Source organism: Nitratiruptor tergarcus DSM 16512, assembly GCF_027946175.1.
Classification (GTDB): Bacteria; Campylobacterota; Campylobacteria; order Campylobacterales; family Nitratiruptoraceae; genus Nitratiruptor; species Nitratiruptor tergarcus.
The window spans coordinates 23,343-38,378 of sequence record NZ_AP026671.1 but is presented as its reverse complement, the minus strand read 5'-3'; the positions used below and the strand labels follow the sequence as shown (position 1 = coordinate 38,378).

The window sequence follows — 15,036 nt, the reverse complement described above, 5'->3', positions numbered from 1 at the left end:
TATATTATAACTTTCATCATGGTTTATAATTATACTTACTTTTTCTTAACCCCAAATTGAAATATTTTCTAAATAGGAGATTTTTTCTCCTTTTATTATGATTGCATCCATCTGATACATCCCCTGCCACCTCTTTCGTAAAAGATAGTAATCAATAGTTTTCACAAATTTAGTAATCTTTTGAGGTGTAATAAAATACTCTGCATCATTTTTGGGTGAATATTTCACCTCGATAAAATGTAAAATTTCATCTTTCATAGCGATAATATCAATCTCTCCAAATCGCGAGTGAAAATTGCGCTCTAAAATTGTAAAACCCTTTTCAATTAAAAACGCAGCTGCCCTTTCTTCACCTTCCCTTCCCCTCTTATAGCTCTCTAACCCCATTAAATCACTTTAACTTTTACACTCTTAAAGCGGGCAGTTTTTACAAAGCTATCAGATTCATCACCAAAAAGGTAGTTGATATGACTTGCTACATGGTGAAAAGTGGTATAGAGCGTTCCTCTCTTTAAAGCTTTAGTAAATTTGATTTTAAGGGGATGGCTGCGTCCATACTTGCTCTCAAGCACTACCCTTTCTTTTCCTTCAAAAAACTCTCGATCCTTCTCACTCACTAATAGAATATCTTCCCTGTGGCGTTTGGATAATGATTCACACGCTTTTGTCTGTGCAGCATTATTGTAGTGCGCGATAATGCGCCCAGTTGTAAGATAAAAATGGGGATCTCTTTTTTGTAAAAGCTCTTTCATCATACCTCGCAACTCATAAGCTTGGAAGCGAAAATAGCCATAACCATCTTTTGTGCGGAATTTTTCTTTATGTAAAATTGGTGTATCCTCTTCAAAGACTGGCCACTGGAGTCCTCGGAGTCTCTTAGCAGCAAGCTTTTCATAACTTGCCCCACTAAAACGATCTTTAGCTACAACTCTTACTTCGTTCCATATCTCTTCGCTGGAGTTATAAGTAAAATCTTTATCAAAATACTTTGCAATTTGTGTTAATACTTCCCAATCGTCAGGGAGATCTGTATCTATAATAGGGTGTGAGAGATGGAGTCTGCGCTCAGCATTCACATAGACTCCTGTCTTTTCATAGGCACTTTTTACGCCAAAGACTATATCAGCATATTTAACAATTTCATTAGAAAAGATCTCGTTAACAACAAGAAAGTCCAGTTTTTTTAGTGCCCTTTTGATTTTATTTTGATTAGGGTGAATGTGCGCAATATCCTCTCCCATATTAAAAATTGCATGAATCCTCCCCTTTTCAATCCCATCAATGATATCAGGGGTCATTAAGCCTTCAACCTCAGGCTTTTTATAGTCTGGCAGATAATAAGGCAACATCCCCATATCACAGGTTCCTTGCACATTATTTTGTCCTCGCAAAGGCATAAGTCCTGCTCCAGTTTTGCCTATATTGCCAGTGAGCATAGCTAAGTGTGTAATTGCCATTACTGCATAACTGCCATCAATATGCTCTGTTACTCCCAACCCCCAAAGAATAAGACTCCTTTTGTGTGCTAAGTCGTAAGCAACTTTTTCTATTTTTTCAGGCAGATCCTCATATCCTCGAATATGTGCAAAAATCTCTCTATCACTATAAGGATCTGTGAATAAAGCTTTTTTATACTCTTCAAATCTTTTGCAGCGCTTTTGAATAAACTCTCTATTTTCCCATTCATTTTCAATAATAGTGCGCGCTATCATATTGAGTACCATAAGATTTGTCTCAAAAGGGATAGAGAGATGATTCGTAGCAAAACGGCTCAGCGTAATCTCTCTTACATCCATAACATGAAGTGACACTCCCCTTTTTATGACATCCTTAATGCGATTAGCTACTATTGGATGTGCTTCAGTAGTATTTGAGCCAATGACAAGGAGATTTTCGGTATGGTAGATATCATCAAAAGGGTTTGTTGCTGCTCCCTCTCCAATAGTTGCTCGCATACCTTTGAGGCTTGGAGAGTGGCACACCCTCGCACAATTATCCACATGCGGAGATCCAATAAGCTCACGCGTAAATTTTTGCAGTAGATATCCACTCTCACAGCTCGTTCTCGCTCCACCAATGGCTGCAAAACTATCTGGAGAGTGCTTTTGAATAATATTTTGTAGTTTTTTGGCTGTTATGTGATAGGCATCAACATAAGAGAGGCGATACCACTCCTCATCAAAAGAAGAGAGCGCTACATTAGTAAAAAGATCTTGGTTTTTTGCTACAAAACTCTTTTTAACAAGAACTCCTCGCAGTCTCTTAGGATGGTAGAGATACTCCCATCCATATTTTCCTTTGATACAGAGTTTTCCTTGACTGACAACTCCCTCTTCTTTTGCAAAAAAACGTTTGATTTTGCCCTCTTCCACTTCAGCTGCAACATCACAGCCCACCCCACAGTATGTACAGACACTCTCGATTACCATCGGCTCTCCACCATATTTTTTACTATATTACACAGTAGGGGGTTAAGGGAAGCTCAAGAGTAAGAGTAAAATAAGCTCTTAAGCTACTCTTCCATCCTTATCATAGCCGGTTCTTGTTTCAAAAACTCTTGCTGTTTGAGATCCTCAAGTGCTTTTTGAATTGCATTTTCAGTGGTTTGGTGCGTTGAGAGCAACAGATTTGCCAAACCTTCACAAGATGGCTTTTGCAACATAGACTCTATTGAAATTGCATATTCACCAAAAATAGAAGCTATTTTTGCCAAAATTCCAGGTCTATCCTCCACAACAAAGCGAAGATAATATTTTGTCTCTATTGCATCTTTAGCTGCTAAGCGCATACCAGATTCAAGTGGGCGCTTGAAACCTAGCATTGGTGAACATTTGCCCCCGCGAGCTATATCGATAATATTGGAAATCACTGCACTTGCAGTAGCATCTCCTCCAGCACCGGGACCATAATACATCGTCTCACCTACCACATCCCCAATGACACTTACACCATTCATTACCCCATCAACTTTTGCAATCATACGATCCTTTGGAACAAGCGTAGGATGGACACGCAGTTCTACCTCATTACCACGTTTTTTTGCGATTGTAAGCAGCTTAATTGCATAGCCAAACTCTTGCGCAAATTCAAAATCGAGCTTATCTATATTTGTAATTCCTTCAATCAATATATCTTCTGGCTTAGCATCTATTCCATAAGCGATACTTGCTAAAATCAATAGCTTATGGGCTGCATCATACCCTTCAATATCAAATGTAGGATCTGCTTCAGCATAGCCTAGCTCTTGTGCTTCTGCTAATACTTCATCAAATGCGACTCTCTCTTGTGCCATCTTTGTCAAAATATAGTTACATGTTCCATTCATAATACCGCTAATCGCTTCGATATGGTTGGCGCTGAGCCCTTCACGCAAAGCTTTGATAATAGGAATACCGCCTGCAACACTTGCCTCAAACTCAAAAGGGATATCTTGTGCTAACTCTTTAAGGTCATAGCGATGATATGCTAAAAGTGCTTTGTTTGCAGTGACCACAGCCTTTTTATTTTCCAAGGCACGTCTTACTATTTTATAAGCCTCCTCTACCCCACCCATAAGCTCTACAACTATATCGATTGAAGGATCGTCTGTCACTTCATAGGGATCAGTTGTAAGTGGAATAGTCAGATCTCTTTTTTTAGAGAGGTCTCGTACAACCCCTTTGACAACTCTAATCTCTTTGCCAGCACGTGCGGTAATAATATCGCGATTTTTTTCTAAAATTTTAACAACGCTCGTTCCAACTGTCCCTACCCCAATAATGCCAACTTTTACCATTATATTTCCTTGTAATTGGCTAAAAATTTCTTAATATTTTTGGCTGCCTGACGAATTCTCTTTTCATTCTCTATCAATGCGATGCGCACATACTCTTCACCACCTTCGCCAAATCCAATCCCGGGACTCACAGCAACTTTTGCTTCGGTAAGAAGCTTTTTAGAAAACTCTAAGCTTCCCATTTGGCGAAACTCCTGTGGGATCCTCGCCCATACAAACATTGTAGCTTTCGGTTTGTTGATATGCCATCCAGCTCTACTAAAAGAGTCAACTAATACATCTCTTCTTTTTTCATATTTTTTACGAATCTCTTCTACACAATCTTGTGGACCATTGAGAGCCACTGTAGCTGCCACTTGAATAGGAGTAAACATCCCATAATCTATCCAGCTCTTAATTTTTTGCAGTGCACCGATGAGCTTTTTGTTTCCTACAACAAAGCCAACACGCCAGCCAGCCATATTGTAGCTTTTAGAGAGTGTAAAGCTCTCTACTGCCACATCTTTTGCACCTTCAACTGCTAAAATAGATGGAGTCTTATACCCATCATAGGTAAGATCTGCATATGCAATATCACTGATGATATAAAATCGCTCTTTTTTTGCAATCCGCACGAGCTCTTCATAAAACTCTGGAGTCACTGTAGCAGTAGAAGGGTTGTGAGGAAAATTGACTACAAGATATTTTGGCTTTGGAAAGGCTTCGTTGAGAGATTTATGAAGATCTTTGAAAAACTGCTCCTCATCAACTTCAAACTCTTCATTGTACTGCAACTCCATCTTATGCACACTACCACCTGCAAGTATAAAAGCATAGGAGTGTATCGGATATGTAGGATCAGGAACAATTGCCACATCACCAGGATTGGTAATAGCCTGCACAAGATGGACATATCCCTCTTTGCTTCCCATTGTAGCCACAGCTTCACTCTCAGGATCCAAAGCCACACCATAGCGTCTCTCATACCAGTTACAAATTGCTAGGCGCAGCTTATAAATCCCTTTACTCGCACTATATCCATGGTTCTTTGGCTTTTGTGCAGCTTCTATGAGTTTATCAATTATATGTTGTGGTGCGGGACCGTCAGGATTTCCCATACTAAAATCAATTATATCTTCACCAGCACGGCGTGCAGCCATTTTAATCTCATTAACTGCTGCAAAAACATATTTTGGCAATCTATCGATTTTATTGAATCTAATCTCATCAAACATTGTTACTTATCCTCTAAAGCATAGATATCGATGCCGTATTTTATATTATCGATGGTAAATGTATCTGCAATTTTAATATAATAGAAACCTTTTGGCAATTTTAAACGCAACTTTTTGACTCGTTTCGTTTTTTTAATCACATCTACTGGGTTGAGATTGGAATCATAAATATAGATCTTCGGATGCCAGTGGTTTTTTCTATGACTCTTTATCAAAAAAGAAGTGATCCCATTACTCTCAATCCACACTCCTTTGCGGATATTTGGAATATGCAGCTCTTTTTGCAAAGATAAAGCAGCAAATCTTGCTTGAGTAAAATCGATATAGTAGCGCCAACTATTCTCTTCTACCACCACACTGAGTACTTTTGCTCCATAATGGTGCAAGAATTTCGTGATTTTCACTGGATCAGCAATAAAGCTTGAATAAAAAGAGAGACGAGCAAATACTCCATCACCATCTTGCACGATACGATCAATTTGGTAACGAAATACTCCAGCCTCTTCTATAGAGCGCAAAAAAAGTTTATACACCAGGGGATTTACTGTAAAAGAGTAAAGCTCAATACTCTGTTTTTGTGGTGCTTCTAAATTATTCTTTATAAACCCAAGTTTTTTGAGAGTTTGCAAGATTTTAAGCATATCGACCTGAGAGTCGTGCATAAACCTCTCTTCATTTGCAAAGACTGTATTGATAATGAGAAGGGATTGATTAAATTTTTCAGTTCCTATTATCTCTTTTACCTTCTCCTTTATTGAAGCTGCGAAGAGCAAAAGAGGAAGCAACAAAACAGCAAAGAGCCTTACCAATCTTTGCCCCTGTTATACTGTTTGAAAGTCTTTCTATCGATGCGCTCCAGTTCTCCTGCCCGGTACAAAAAGCGCTGCTTACCTTTTTCACTAAAATCTTGAATCTCTCCATTGATATCAATTTGCAGCATACCATGTCCTGTAACGATAAGCTGATCTCGTGAAGTATTGAGTTCAATCGGAGAAGAGGTGAGATAGTTTTTTCGTTTATAGTTATCAAGATAGATAATTCCAACCCATAATTTTCGCTTAGGAATTATAGTGATGCTTGGTGTGATAGCTAACTCTTCTTGCGTAGTGTTTATTTCAGTAGCTTGAGTTATATTCTCTTCAACAATTTGTGCCATATTTTGTGTTCTATTTGCTTCTTGCGTGCCATTTACTTCTTGAGCAACTACAACCTTAGGCGTCTCTTGGCTTCTCTTTTCTTCCAAAGCCTCTACAGATGCACTACTACTTTGCAAACTACTACTTATACTCGATAAAGAACTTTGGCTAGATAGAGTAGAAGAGTTTTTGCTTGGTGCAAAAAACTCTTTTTTTGCTTTATGCTCCTCTTTTGGTGCAAATTTATCAAAATAGAGATAGATCCCAGCAATGAGGATAATAATAAAAAGAAAGATTTTTAAAAACGGATTGGTATGATGTTCTATTCCTTTTTCTTCAATTGCAAATGCATTTTGGTAATCAATTTTATCTTCATAATACTCCTCTACTTTTTGGCGCAATTCTGTAAGATCGAGCCCCAACTGCTTTTCCAAAATTTTGATAAAACCTAAAGCTTTACTTTTTGAAGAGAGTTTTTTAAAATCCTCTTCAATGAGAGCTCGTATAATCTTTGGAGCAATATATGTCTTTTTAAATATCTCTTCGGGATCCATATTTTTGAGTTTATCAAGATCACCCATCTCTCATCCTATCTATAAAAATTGCCGCTGCAGCTGCTACATTGAGAGAATCAAATTCTCGTTCCATCTTGATTTGTAACCGTTTATCACATTTTTGCAGTGCTTTTTTGGGAAGACCCTCCCCTTCACTTCCTAAAAGTATCGCTCTCTTTCCGACAAAGTGCACTTTTCTCACATCTTCGCCTTGCATATCTGCCCCATATATCTTTGTGCCACTATCTTGCAGCTCTTTCATAAGATCCAAAAGATTTGGATAGAGCACTATTGGTAGATCAAGGGCTGCACCACTGCTTCTACGAATTACTCCTTCCATTTTCAAGGACTTCAATCCACTCACAACCACTCCACCTGCGCCCAAAGCGTACGCGCTGCGAACAATTGAACCAATGTTGCCAACATCCGTTACGCCATAGAGCAAAACTAAAAAACTCTCTTCTTTTATACTTTGCAGTGTGGCAAATAGAAAATCGTCAATTTCAAGCAAAACTCCTTGATGATTACCACCACGACTCAGACTTTGCGCCTTTTTATTATCTACCCTTACAACTTTTATGCCAAGAGCCCGGAGTTTTGCAAAATCTTTTTTATCTAACTCTTTGCTCACATAGACATGTTTGATAATATGAGGATGCTTGTCTACAATATAGGTAAATATCTGCTTGCCATAGACTATCATAAAGAGATTTTATCTTTTTCAAACTTAATTTTCATTAAGATAAGTGTACCACTCTTTAACGCTTTTATCGCTAACTTGCGCTAAAAGTTTGGCAAGATCTTTTTTTGGAAGTGGTAGTTGCAAAATCTCTTCTAATGAAAGAGTAATTGTTTCTCTTTTTGTAGTTGCTTTCTCAACAACCACAACCCACTCTCCCTTTACCTTCTCTTGAGGTATTTGGCGTGCCAGCTCTTGTGCTTGACCTTTGAAAAAACTTTGATGCGATTTGGTAAGCTCTTTTGCCAAAAAGAGAACTCTTTGTGGATCAATTGCAGCAATCTCGTCAAGAAGTTTTAGGAGTCTGTGAGGAGCTTCATAAATAACAGCATTGTTTTGGGATGCTAAAGCCTCTTGCAAAGCCTCTTTTCTTGCATTTCCTTTATGAGGCAAGAAACCAAAAAAGCAAAAACCACCCTCAAACCCACTTGCTGCATAAGCAGTCACTACTGCACTAGCTCCTGGCAATACATCGTATGGCACTCCATGCTCTTGTGCATACTGTACCAAAAGTGCTCCCGGATCACTTATACCTGGCATACCAGCATCACTCACATATACTACGTTACGAGTAAAAAAGAAAGGATCAATTTTTGCAAGAAAGCTCTTTTGATTGTGCTCATGGAGTGCTATAAACTCTTTTGTGCCAAAATCTCTTTTATATTTTTGCGAGAGTAGATGAAGAAGTCTTTTTGTTACACGCGTATCTTCACACAGTAAAATATCAGCTTCTTCTAGGGCATGAAGAGCCCTGAAGGTAATATCTTCGAGATTGCCGATAGGAGTGGGAACAAGGGTGAGCAAATTATTTCAAGTTATATTTCTTTTTAAATTTATCTACACGACCTGTTGTATCTACGATTTTTTCACTTCCAGTGAAAAATGGATGGCATTTATTGCAAATATCTATTTTTAACTGTGGTTTATTTGAAAGTACTACAAAATGGTTGCCACATGCACATGTTACTTCGCATTCAACATACTCTGGATGGATACCTTTTTTCATTCTTTAGCCTTTTAGAGATTTTTTTGGATTTTGGAGCGAAATACTAACGAAAATATATTTTTATTTCAATAAAAAATCTAAATTAATTCACAGCAGAGCAGATGCCCTGCTGCTACATAGGGGGAGGGGAATTAAAATTATATCATAAAAATAAAATAGTAGTAAATTTTCAAGAAAATCCTATGTAAAATTGACAGGATCCATATCCACTTCACACAACTCATTTTTAGAAGCATAAATCGCTTTGAGAAGCTCTGTTGCAAAAGCGCTTTTTAATAGAATATGAAAACGAAACTTCCCAGCGATTTTCTCAATAGCATTTGGTCCATATCCCACAATCTCTACACTTTTGAAAGCTTGCAAACGCTGCAATACCTCCTCCATCGCCTCTTGTGCTATTTGACGGTTTTTGTGCGAAAACCGCAAAAGCGCTAAGCGCACAAAAGGAGGATAAAATCCTTGGCGTAAGGCTAGCTCTTCTTGTAAAAAGAGCTTAAAATCTAGATATCTTTTGAAAAATTCTTCATTTTTCGTCTGTATAATCACTTTGGCATATTCTCTTCTTCCAGCACGTCCCGCAATTTGGAGCAAAAGTGCAACAGCCTTTTCTCGTGCTCTATAATCAGCCATCGCAAGCAAAAAATCAAGCCCAAAAATTACACTCAATGTAACATCAGGATAGTCATGTCCTTTGGAGAGCATCTGTGTACCAACGAGAATATCTATCTCTTTATTACTAAAGCGCTGTAAAATCGTTTCAAGTTTTTTTTGTGTTGTTACTACATCTTTATCAAATTTCTCTATCACTGCTTGCGGAAAGAGAGTTTGCAGCTCTTCAACTGCCTCACTAGTTCCCATACGCTTGGTACTTAGCTCCTCACTTCCGCAGTGAGGACACTTTTGTGGGATAAATTCAGTAAAGTTGCAGTAGTGACATCGCAAAGCCCGCTTATCAAAATGTACGCTCATTCCTACATCGCAGTAAGGACACTTCACAGCCTCTCCACACTCTTGGCAGATGAGATATTTAAAATGGGCACGTGTTGGAATAAAGATAAGAGCCTGCTTTTTTCGGGAAAGTACCTGCTCGAGCTCTTCAATAATTGTAGGAGTAAACCCATTGCCTGTATCAAAGAAAAAATCTTTTTTTGTTTGATAAAACTTTTTTAATTGAAAGTGAGGATACTTGTAATAACTTGTCACGCTCGGTGTGGCACTTCCTAAAACCACTGGAATATCTAATTTTTTACCCATATATATAGCTACATCTTTTGCATTGATCCTTGGAGCATTCAAAGCCTTGTAGCTATCGTCATGCTCTTCATCTACCACAATGAGTCCCAGATTTTGTAGTGGCAAAAAGAGTGCACTTCTTGGTCCTGCAACAACCCGAGCTGTGCCATCATAAATCTTAGAAAGATGCAGCTCTCTTTTTTTCTTTGTGAGTTTACTATGCCAAATCACTACCCCATCACCAAAAACAGCTTGCAGTCTCTTCTCCATTTGGGGTGTCAAAGAGATCTCTGGCATCAAAAAAATAGCACTCTTTCCCTCACTTAGCTTCTTTTTAATGAGTTCTATGTAAATCTCTGTTTTTCCGCTTCCAGTTTCTCCAAAGAGAAGTGATACGGGATGAGACTTAATAAACTCCATAGCCTCTTGCTGCTGGGGTGAAAGGGTTATGGTATTGTTTATTGGAAGTGATAAATTTTGCTTCTTTTGGTTTTCTTTAAAAGGCACAAAAAGCCCTATAGCCTCACCAAAACTAGAGACATAATATTTTGCTATAAATTGCGCTATCGCTATCTGCTCGGAAGTGTAAAAAAACGAAGTACTATTTTCAATAGGAAGACATTCGAATGTGGGTTTTGTAACCTCCTGTACAATTACACCTCTTGTGTGTCTATTGCGAAGGCTAACTTCTACTACTTCCCCAATCTCTCTTTTGTCTTCGCAAGAGTATGTTAATTGTAAAGGAGTATTGATAAGAGCTATTTCATAATAATGCATCAAAAATTTTTACACGCTCCTTCAACAGTCGTAGGAGTTCCTTCTATGCAAGAAAATTCACCTGTATCTTTATTATAGCTAAAAGCTATTTTCCCTTGATTAGCATGGAATATGTAGTAATTTCCCTCTTTACTCCAACCTCCAGGATTAGTAGAAGGAGTAATTGGATGAGGAAGGACATTGGAAAAGAGCTTAGAGCTGTCGTTTTCTAAAGCACTGGGATAAGGATCTTGTCCAAGGAGTATGTGACGATTCTTATAGACTTGTAGACCAGAACGTATTGCTGTTACAGTCGATTTTGCATTGCTTATCTGCGCCTCATCCATTGCTCCACCTAGTTTTGGCAATGCAATCGTGGCTAATATTCCTAATACAACTATTACAAAAACAAGCTCAATTAATGTAAAGGCTCTTTTTATTCTGCCCATTGTCTCTTTCCTCTAAAAACTATATGTATCTTTAGCTGCAACAACAAACTTTGGTGCATCGGTTTCATTACCATCGCGGCAAAAAACGTTATATTTGCCTCCAACATTTGGATTTTTTGCAATGAAAGGATGCGCAACATTCCCAGGAGTAACACATTGACTAAAATCTACACTTGTTTTATCAAAATATTTTGGAATGGAGACATACATTTCCAGACTGCGTCCATAGAAGAGAAAATTATCCCCATCATTATCACTTTTTATACTGCCTTTTCTCCCCGCAAAGAGAGACTTTGACCATAAAGAGTGTCCTACAGTTCTAGTGAGCGTAGCAGTAAAAGCTTTGGCAATGTTTTTTTGCGCAAGCTCTTCTACAGTAAAATAGCGGGGTAAGGCTACCATAGCCAAAACCCCAAGAACTACTATGACAAAAATAAACTCTATCATAGTAAAAGCTGAGCGTTGCATTATTTAACTTTAATTGAGCATTATATTTTATTAACTACTGATATTGAGATCCCATCTTGGTGAATCTGTAGCATTTCCATCTGTAAATGTAATCACACCTGACAAACCTGTTTTTTGATTATTTATCCTAAAATCACACCTATTACCCCTCATTTTCCTAACTTCATCAGGAATATCCGTATATTTAGCCAAATCTCTACAATAATAATTACGAATCTGTCCATTGTGCCCCTCTGCTATAGATTTACTCCAAAGTGTTGGTCCAACAGTTCTATTAAGCGTTCCTACAAAAGCTTTAATCTTTGCTGTTCTTGCTTGCTCACCCACACCAATAAACTTTGGCAATGCAACTGCTGCTAAGATACCTAAGATAACGATCACGAAGATCAACTCAATCATAGTAAAACCACCACGTCTCATGACGACTCCTTTGAAAAAATTTTTTTGCAGGGCTTCCTGCATTTTTCATTATCGGCAGATTTTTTATTTTTTTAGTCAGTTTGGAAATTTTTTTAATAACTCTTGCAATCTCTTTTCTAAAACATAACAATCGTAACACTTTTTCAGATATGCATGGAGAAGATTTTTTATACTATTCGAAGAGTGAGGGGGAAGATCTTTTTGGAGATACTCAAGGAGACTTTGTGCAAAATCCTCCTTGAGCTGGATATCATACTCTTTTCCTTCTATCTTAATGGTTACTTTTTGCAATGCTAACTCACAAGATTTTCTATCTTTTTGATAATCTCATCAATCTCTAAATTTTTCATTGCCAGCTCATCACGCAGCTTTTCAATCTCTTTATCTTTCTCTTCGCTTGCTGCTTTGCATGTGACAAGCTCTGTACGCAGTCGTTCGTTCTCATCTTTCAATATTGTATATTTATCAAGAAGATCATCAATTTTTTGCGAGAGCTTTTCCATCAAATCGATATGTTCCATTAAGCCTCTTTGTCTTTTAAGTTTTGTTTAATTTTTGTATAATTGTAGCAAAAATTACTAAAAGAGGTTTTAAAATTGGCAAAATTTAAGATGGTCACTGACTTCTCTCCAGCTGGAGATCAACCAAAAGCAATAGAAAAACTTACACTCTCTATTAAAGAGGGCAACCGCTACCAAACACTTTTGGGAGTCACAGGAAGCGGTAAGACATATACAATGGCAAAGATTATTGAAAATCTACAAATACCAACTCTTATCATGACACACAATAAAACCTTAGCAGCACAGCTTTATAGTGAATTCAAAGGATTTTTCCCAAAAAACCATGTAGAGTATTTCATCAGCTACTACGACTACTACCAACCAGAAGCCTACCTCCCAAGACAAGATCTCTTCATTGAAAAAGATAGCTCCATCAACGATGAGCTAGAGCGTTTGCGTCTCAGTGCTACAGCTAGCCTTTTGGAGTATGAAGATGTGATAGTAGTAGCATCAGTAAGTGCAAACTACGGACTTGGTAACCCTCATGAATATAGAAAAATGGTCTTTAAGTTTGAAGTGGGAAACGAGATTGGCCAAAGAGAGCTACTCTTGCGTCTTTTAGAGATGGGATATAAACGCAATGATAAATTTTTTGATAGAGGAGATTTTCGCGTAAGCGGAGATGTGATAGATGTATATCCAGCATACTTTGAAGAGGAGGCTGTGAGAATCGAGTTTTTTGGAGATGAGATTGAATCAATATATATCTTCGATCCCCTCACAAACAAGAAACTAGCTGATAGAGACTCTTTTACCCTCTACTCAGCAAGCCAATTTATCGTAGGACAAAACCGCCTCACTGAAGCGATTAAATCGATTGAAAAGGAGCTTGAAGAGCGCTTGGACTACTTTTATAAAGAGAATAAACTTGTAGAGTATCAGCGTCTCAAACAGCGCACTGAATTTGATCTAGAGATGCTTGAGACCACAGGAACATGTAAAGGTATTGAAAACTACTCGCGCCACCTCACTGGCAAAAAACCTGGCGAAACGCCCTATTCACTTCTTGACTACTTTGAAGCAATGGGCAAGCCCTATCTCATAATAGTAGATGAGTCCCATGTAAGCCTTCCCCAATTTCGTGGGATGTATGCGGGAGACAGGAGCCGCAAAGAGGTGCTTGTAGAGTATGGATTTAGACTCCCTAGCGCTCTTGATAACCGTCCACTTAAATTTGAAGAGTTTATCAATAAAGCGCCTCACTATCTCTTTGTTTCAGCAACCCCAGGAGAGTTGGAGCTTGAGCTCTCCAGTGTAGTAGCCGAGCAGATTATTCGCCCAACGGGCCTTCTCGATCCTCTCATTGCTCTAGCTCCAAGCAGCAGGCAAGTAGAAATTTTGCATGATGAAGCAAAAAAGGAGATCGAAAAAGGAAACAGAGTACTTGTAACAACCCTTACAAAAAAGATGGCTGAAGACTTAACTAAATACTATGCAGATTTAGGGCTCAAAGTGCGCTATATGCACTCTGAAATTGATGCAATCGAGCGAAACCAGCTTATCCGAGGTTTGCGTAGAGGAGAGTTTGATATTCTTGTGGGTATCAACCTCTTGCGAGAAGGGCTTGATCTGCCAGAAGTAAGCCTCGTAGCAGTGCTTGATGCAGATAAAGAGGGCTTTTTAAGAAGTGAGACAAGCCTCATTCAGACAATGGGACGAGCAGCAAGAAATGCAAGTGGGAGAGTCATTATGTTTGCAGATAAAATTGAAGAGTATCAAGAACTGCAAAATTCAGAAGATCTTGAGCAGGTAAAAGAGAAAATAACAGGCTCAATGTATCGCGCTATAAAAACCACACTTGAGCGGCGCAAAAAGCAAGAAGCATACAATAAAGCACACGGCATTACACCAAAAACAGTCAAACGACGCCTCGATGAAAATCTCAAAAGCGAAGATCTCGATAAACTCTATGAGCGCAAAAAAAAGATGGAGAAAATTCCACCAAGTGAAAAAGAGAAAATCATCAAAGAGCTGCGTAAGGCTATGCATGAAGCAGCACAAAAACTTGAGTTTGAGGAGGCAGCAAGACTCAGAGACGAAATTGAAAAAATCAAGGCTCTATAGGCTTGAAATCCCCCTCTTCCTCATCAAAATACTCAATTTCGCCAGATTCAATTTTATAGTACCATCCATGCAAGAAGAGTTTATCCGCTTCTACCCTCTCTTTTACAGCAGGATAGGTAAGAAGATTTTGAAGTTGCACCAAAATTGAAGCCTTTTCTGTAGTACGCAACAAAAGCTCATTATCTTCGGTGCCAACAGTATCAATCGCAATCTCTTTTGCAGGCTCTCCAATCTCAAGCCATTTTTTAATATGTATGAGCTCAATATTTTGCGGGATCTCTTTATAGAGACTCTCGCAAGCTCCACAGTGACTATGCCCACAAATAATAATATCTCTTACCTCTAACACACTCACAGCATACTCAATCGCACTCGCTGTTGCATGAAAATCGTTATCGGGTTTAAATGGAGGAACAAAATTGCCAATGTTGCGAAAGACAAAGAGATCTCCTGGCTTTGCTCCCGTAATTAGATCTGGAACAACGCGTGAGTCGCTGCATCCTATGAAAAGTGTTTTTGGGCTCTGTCCCTTTAAAGCAAGCTCTTCAAAGAGCTTTTCATATTTTTTAAAATGAATTTTTTTAAATTCTTGATAATTATCTATAAATTTTTTTATATGCATATAACCCCTTTTGGTTGATTTTAGTCAACATTTGTTA

General features: G+C 38.3%; 17 protein-coding genes. 1 reads left to right on the top strand and 16 read right to left on the bottom strand.

All coding sequences use genetic code 11. From position 1 onward, the window contains the following. Positions 1-45 precede the first annotated feature (45 nt). From NITER_RS00235 to NITER_RS00165, 15 genes are all read right to left on the bottom strand, one after another. Positions 46-387 (bottom strand): YraN family protein, encoded by a 342-nt coding sequence (locus NITER_RS00235; protein ID WP_084274646.1) that lies wholly within the window; start codon positions 385-387, stop codon positions 46-48. Next, the gene (locus NITER_RS00230) at positions 387-2,429 is read right to left on the bottom strand and encodes a molybdopterin oxidoreductase family protein (protein ID WP_084274647.1); all 2,043 of its coding nucleotides are present in this window, start codon (positions 2,427-2,429) and stop codon (positions 387-389) included. Before NITER_RS00230 ends, NITER_RS00235 begins: the two co-directional genes overlap by 1 nt. Positions 2,430-2,512: 83 nt before the next feature. After that, a complete protein-coding gene (locus NITER_RS00225; protein ID WP_084274648.1) occupies positions 2,513-3,775 on the bottom strand; it encodes a homoserine dehydrogenase in 1,263 nt (420 codons plus the stop codon). Next, positions 3,775-4,989, bottom strand: a complete 1,215-nt coding sequence (locus tag NITER_RS00220; protein ID WP_084274649.1) for an LL-diaminopimelate aminotransferase — start codon at positions 4,987-4,989, stop codon at positions 3,775-3,777. Before NITER_RS00220 ends, NITER_RS00225 begins: the two co-directional genes overlap by 1 nt. Before the next feature lie 2 nt (positions 4,990-4,991). After that, a complete protein-coding gene (locus NITER_RS00215; protein ID WP_084274650.1) occupies positions 4,992-5,798 on the bottom strand; it encodes a hypothetical protein in 807 nt (268 codons plus the stop codon). Continuing rightward, positions 5,792-6,706 (bottom strand): helix-turn-helix domain-containing protein, encoded by a 915-nt coding sequence (locus NITER_RS00210; RefSeq protein ID WP_084274651.1) that lies wholly within the window; start codon positions 6,704-6,706, stop codon positions 5,792-5,794. Before NITER_RS00210 ends, NITER_RS00215 begins: the two co-directional genes overlap by 7 nt. Then, complete coding sequence (gene rlmB, locus NITER_RS00205) at positions 6,699-7,382, bottom strand: 23S rRNA (guanosine(2251)-2'-O)-methyltransferase RlmB (RefSeq protein WP_084274652.1); 684 nt, start codon at positions 7,380-7,382, stop codon at positions 6,699-6,701. Before rlmB ends, NITER_RS00210 begins: the two co-directional genes overlap by 8 nt. A 24-nt stretch (positions 7,383-7,406) precedes the next feature. Beyond that, positions 7,407-8,222 carry a 16S rRNA (cytidine(1402)-2'-O)-methyltransferase gene (gene rsmI / locus NITER_RS00200; RefSeq protein ID WP_084274653.1) on the bottom strand — a complete coding sequence of 272 codons (816 nt, stop codon included), beginning with the start codon at positions 8,220-8,222 and terminating at the stop codon, positions 7,407-7,409. Position 8,223: 1 nt separating this feature from the next. Continuing rightward, on the bottom strand, positions 8,224-8,424 hold the full coding sequence (rpmE, locus tag NITER_RS00195; RefSeq protein ID WP_084274654.1) for a 50S ribosomal protein L31: 201 nt from the start codon (positions 8,422-8,424) through the stop codon (positions 8,224-8,226). Positions 8,425-8,604: 180 nt separating this feature from the next. Then, positions 8,605-10,434 (bottom strand): primosomal protein N', encoded by a 1,830-nt coding sequence (locus NITER_RS00190; protein ID WP_084274655.1) that lies wholly within the window; start codon positions 10,432-10,434, stop codon positions 8,605-8,607. Then, positions 10,434-10,862 carry a type II secretion system protein gene (locus tag NITER_RS00185; protein ID WP_084274656.1) on the bottom strand — a complete coding sequence of 143 codons (429 nt, stop codon included), beginning with the start codon at positions 10,860-10,862 and terminating at the stop codon, positions 10,434-10,436. The genes NITER_RS00190 and NITER_RS00185 overlap by 1 nt, the downstream gene beginning before the upstream one ends. A 12-nt stretch (positions 10,863-10,874) precedes the next feature. Further along, positions 10,875-11,330 (bottom strand): type II secretion system protein, encoded by a 456-nt coding sequence (locus NITER_RS00180; RefSeq protein ID WP_084274657.1) that lies wholly within the window; start codon positions 11,328-11,330, stop codon positions 10,875-10,877. A gap of 30 nt (positions 11,331-11,360) precedes the next feature. After that, positions 11,361-11,750 (bottom strand): type II secretion system protein, encoded by a 390-nt coding sequence (locus NITER_RS00175; protein WP_084274658.1) that lies wholly within the window; start codon positions 11,748-11,750, stop codon positions 11,361-11,363. Between the two features lie 75 nt (positions 11,751-11,825). Then, complete coding sequence (locus tag NITER_RS00170) at positions 11,826-12,041, bottom strand: hypothetical protein (RefSeq protein ID WP_084274659.1); 216 nt, start codon at positions 12,039-12,041, stop codon at positions 11,826-11,828. Between the two features lie 2 nt (positions 12,042-12,043). Further along, entirely contained in the window at positions 12,044-12,271 is a 228-nt protein-coding gene (locus NITER_RS00165) for a cell division protein ZapB (protein ID WP_084274660.1), read from the bottom strand. 75 nt (positions 12,272-12,346) lie between these two features. Here NITER_RS00165 and uvrB point away from each other — a divergent pair, with 75 nt between their 5' ends. After that, positions 12,347-14,377, top strand: coding sequence for an excinuclease ABC subunit UvrB (uvrB, locus tag NITER_RS00160; protein WP_084274661.1), 2,031 nt, complete (start codon positions 12,347-12,349; stop codon positions 14,375-14,377). Here uvrB and NITER_RS00155 read toward each other — a convergent pair. Further along, positions 14,364-14,999, bottom strand: coding sequence for a carbonic anhydrase (locus tag NITER_RS00155; RefSeq protein WP_084274662.1), 636 nt, complete (start codon positions 14,997-14,999; stop codon positions 14,364-14,366). The two genes, uvrB and NITER_RS00155, sit on opposite strands and share 14 nt — an antisense overlap. Between the last annotated feature and the right edge of the window lie 37 nt (positions 15,000-15,036).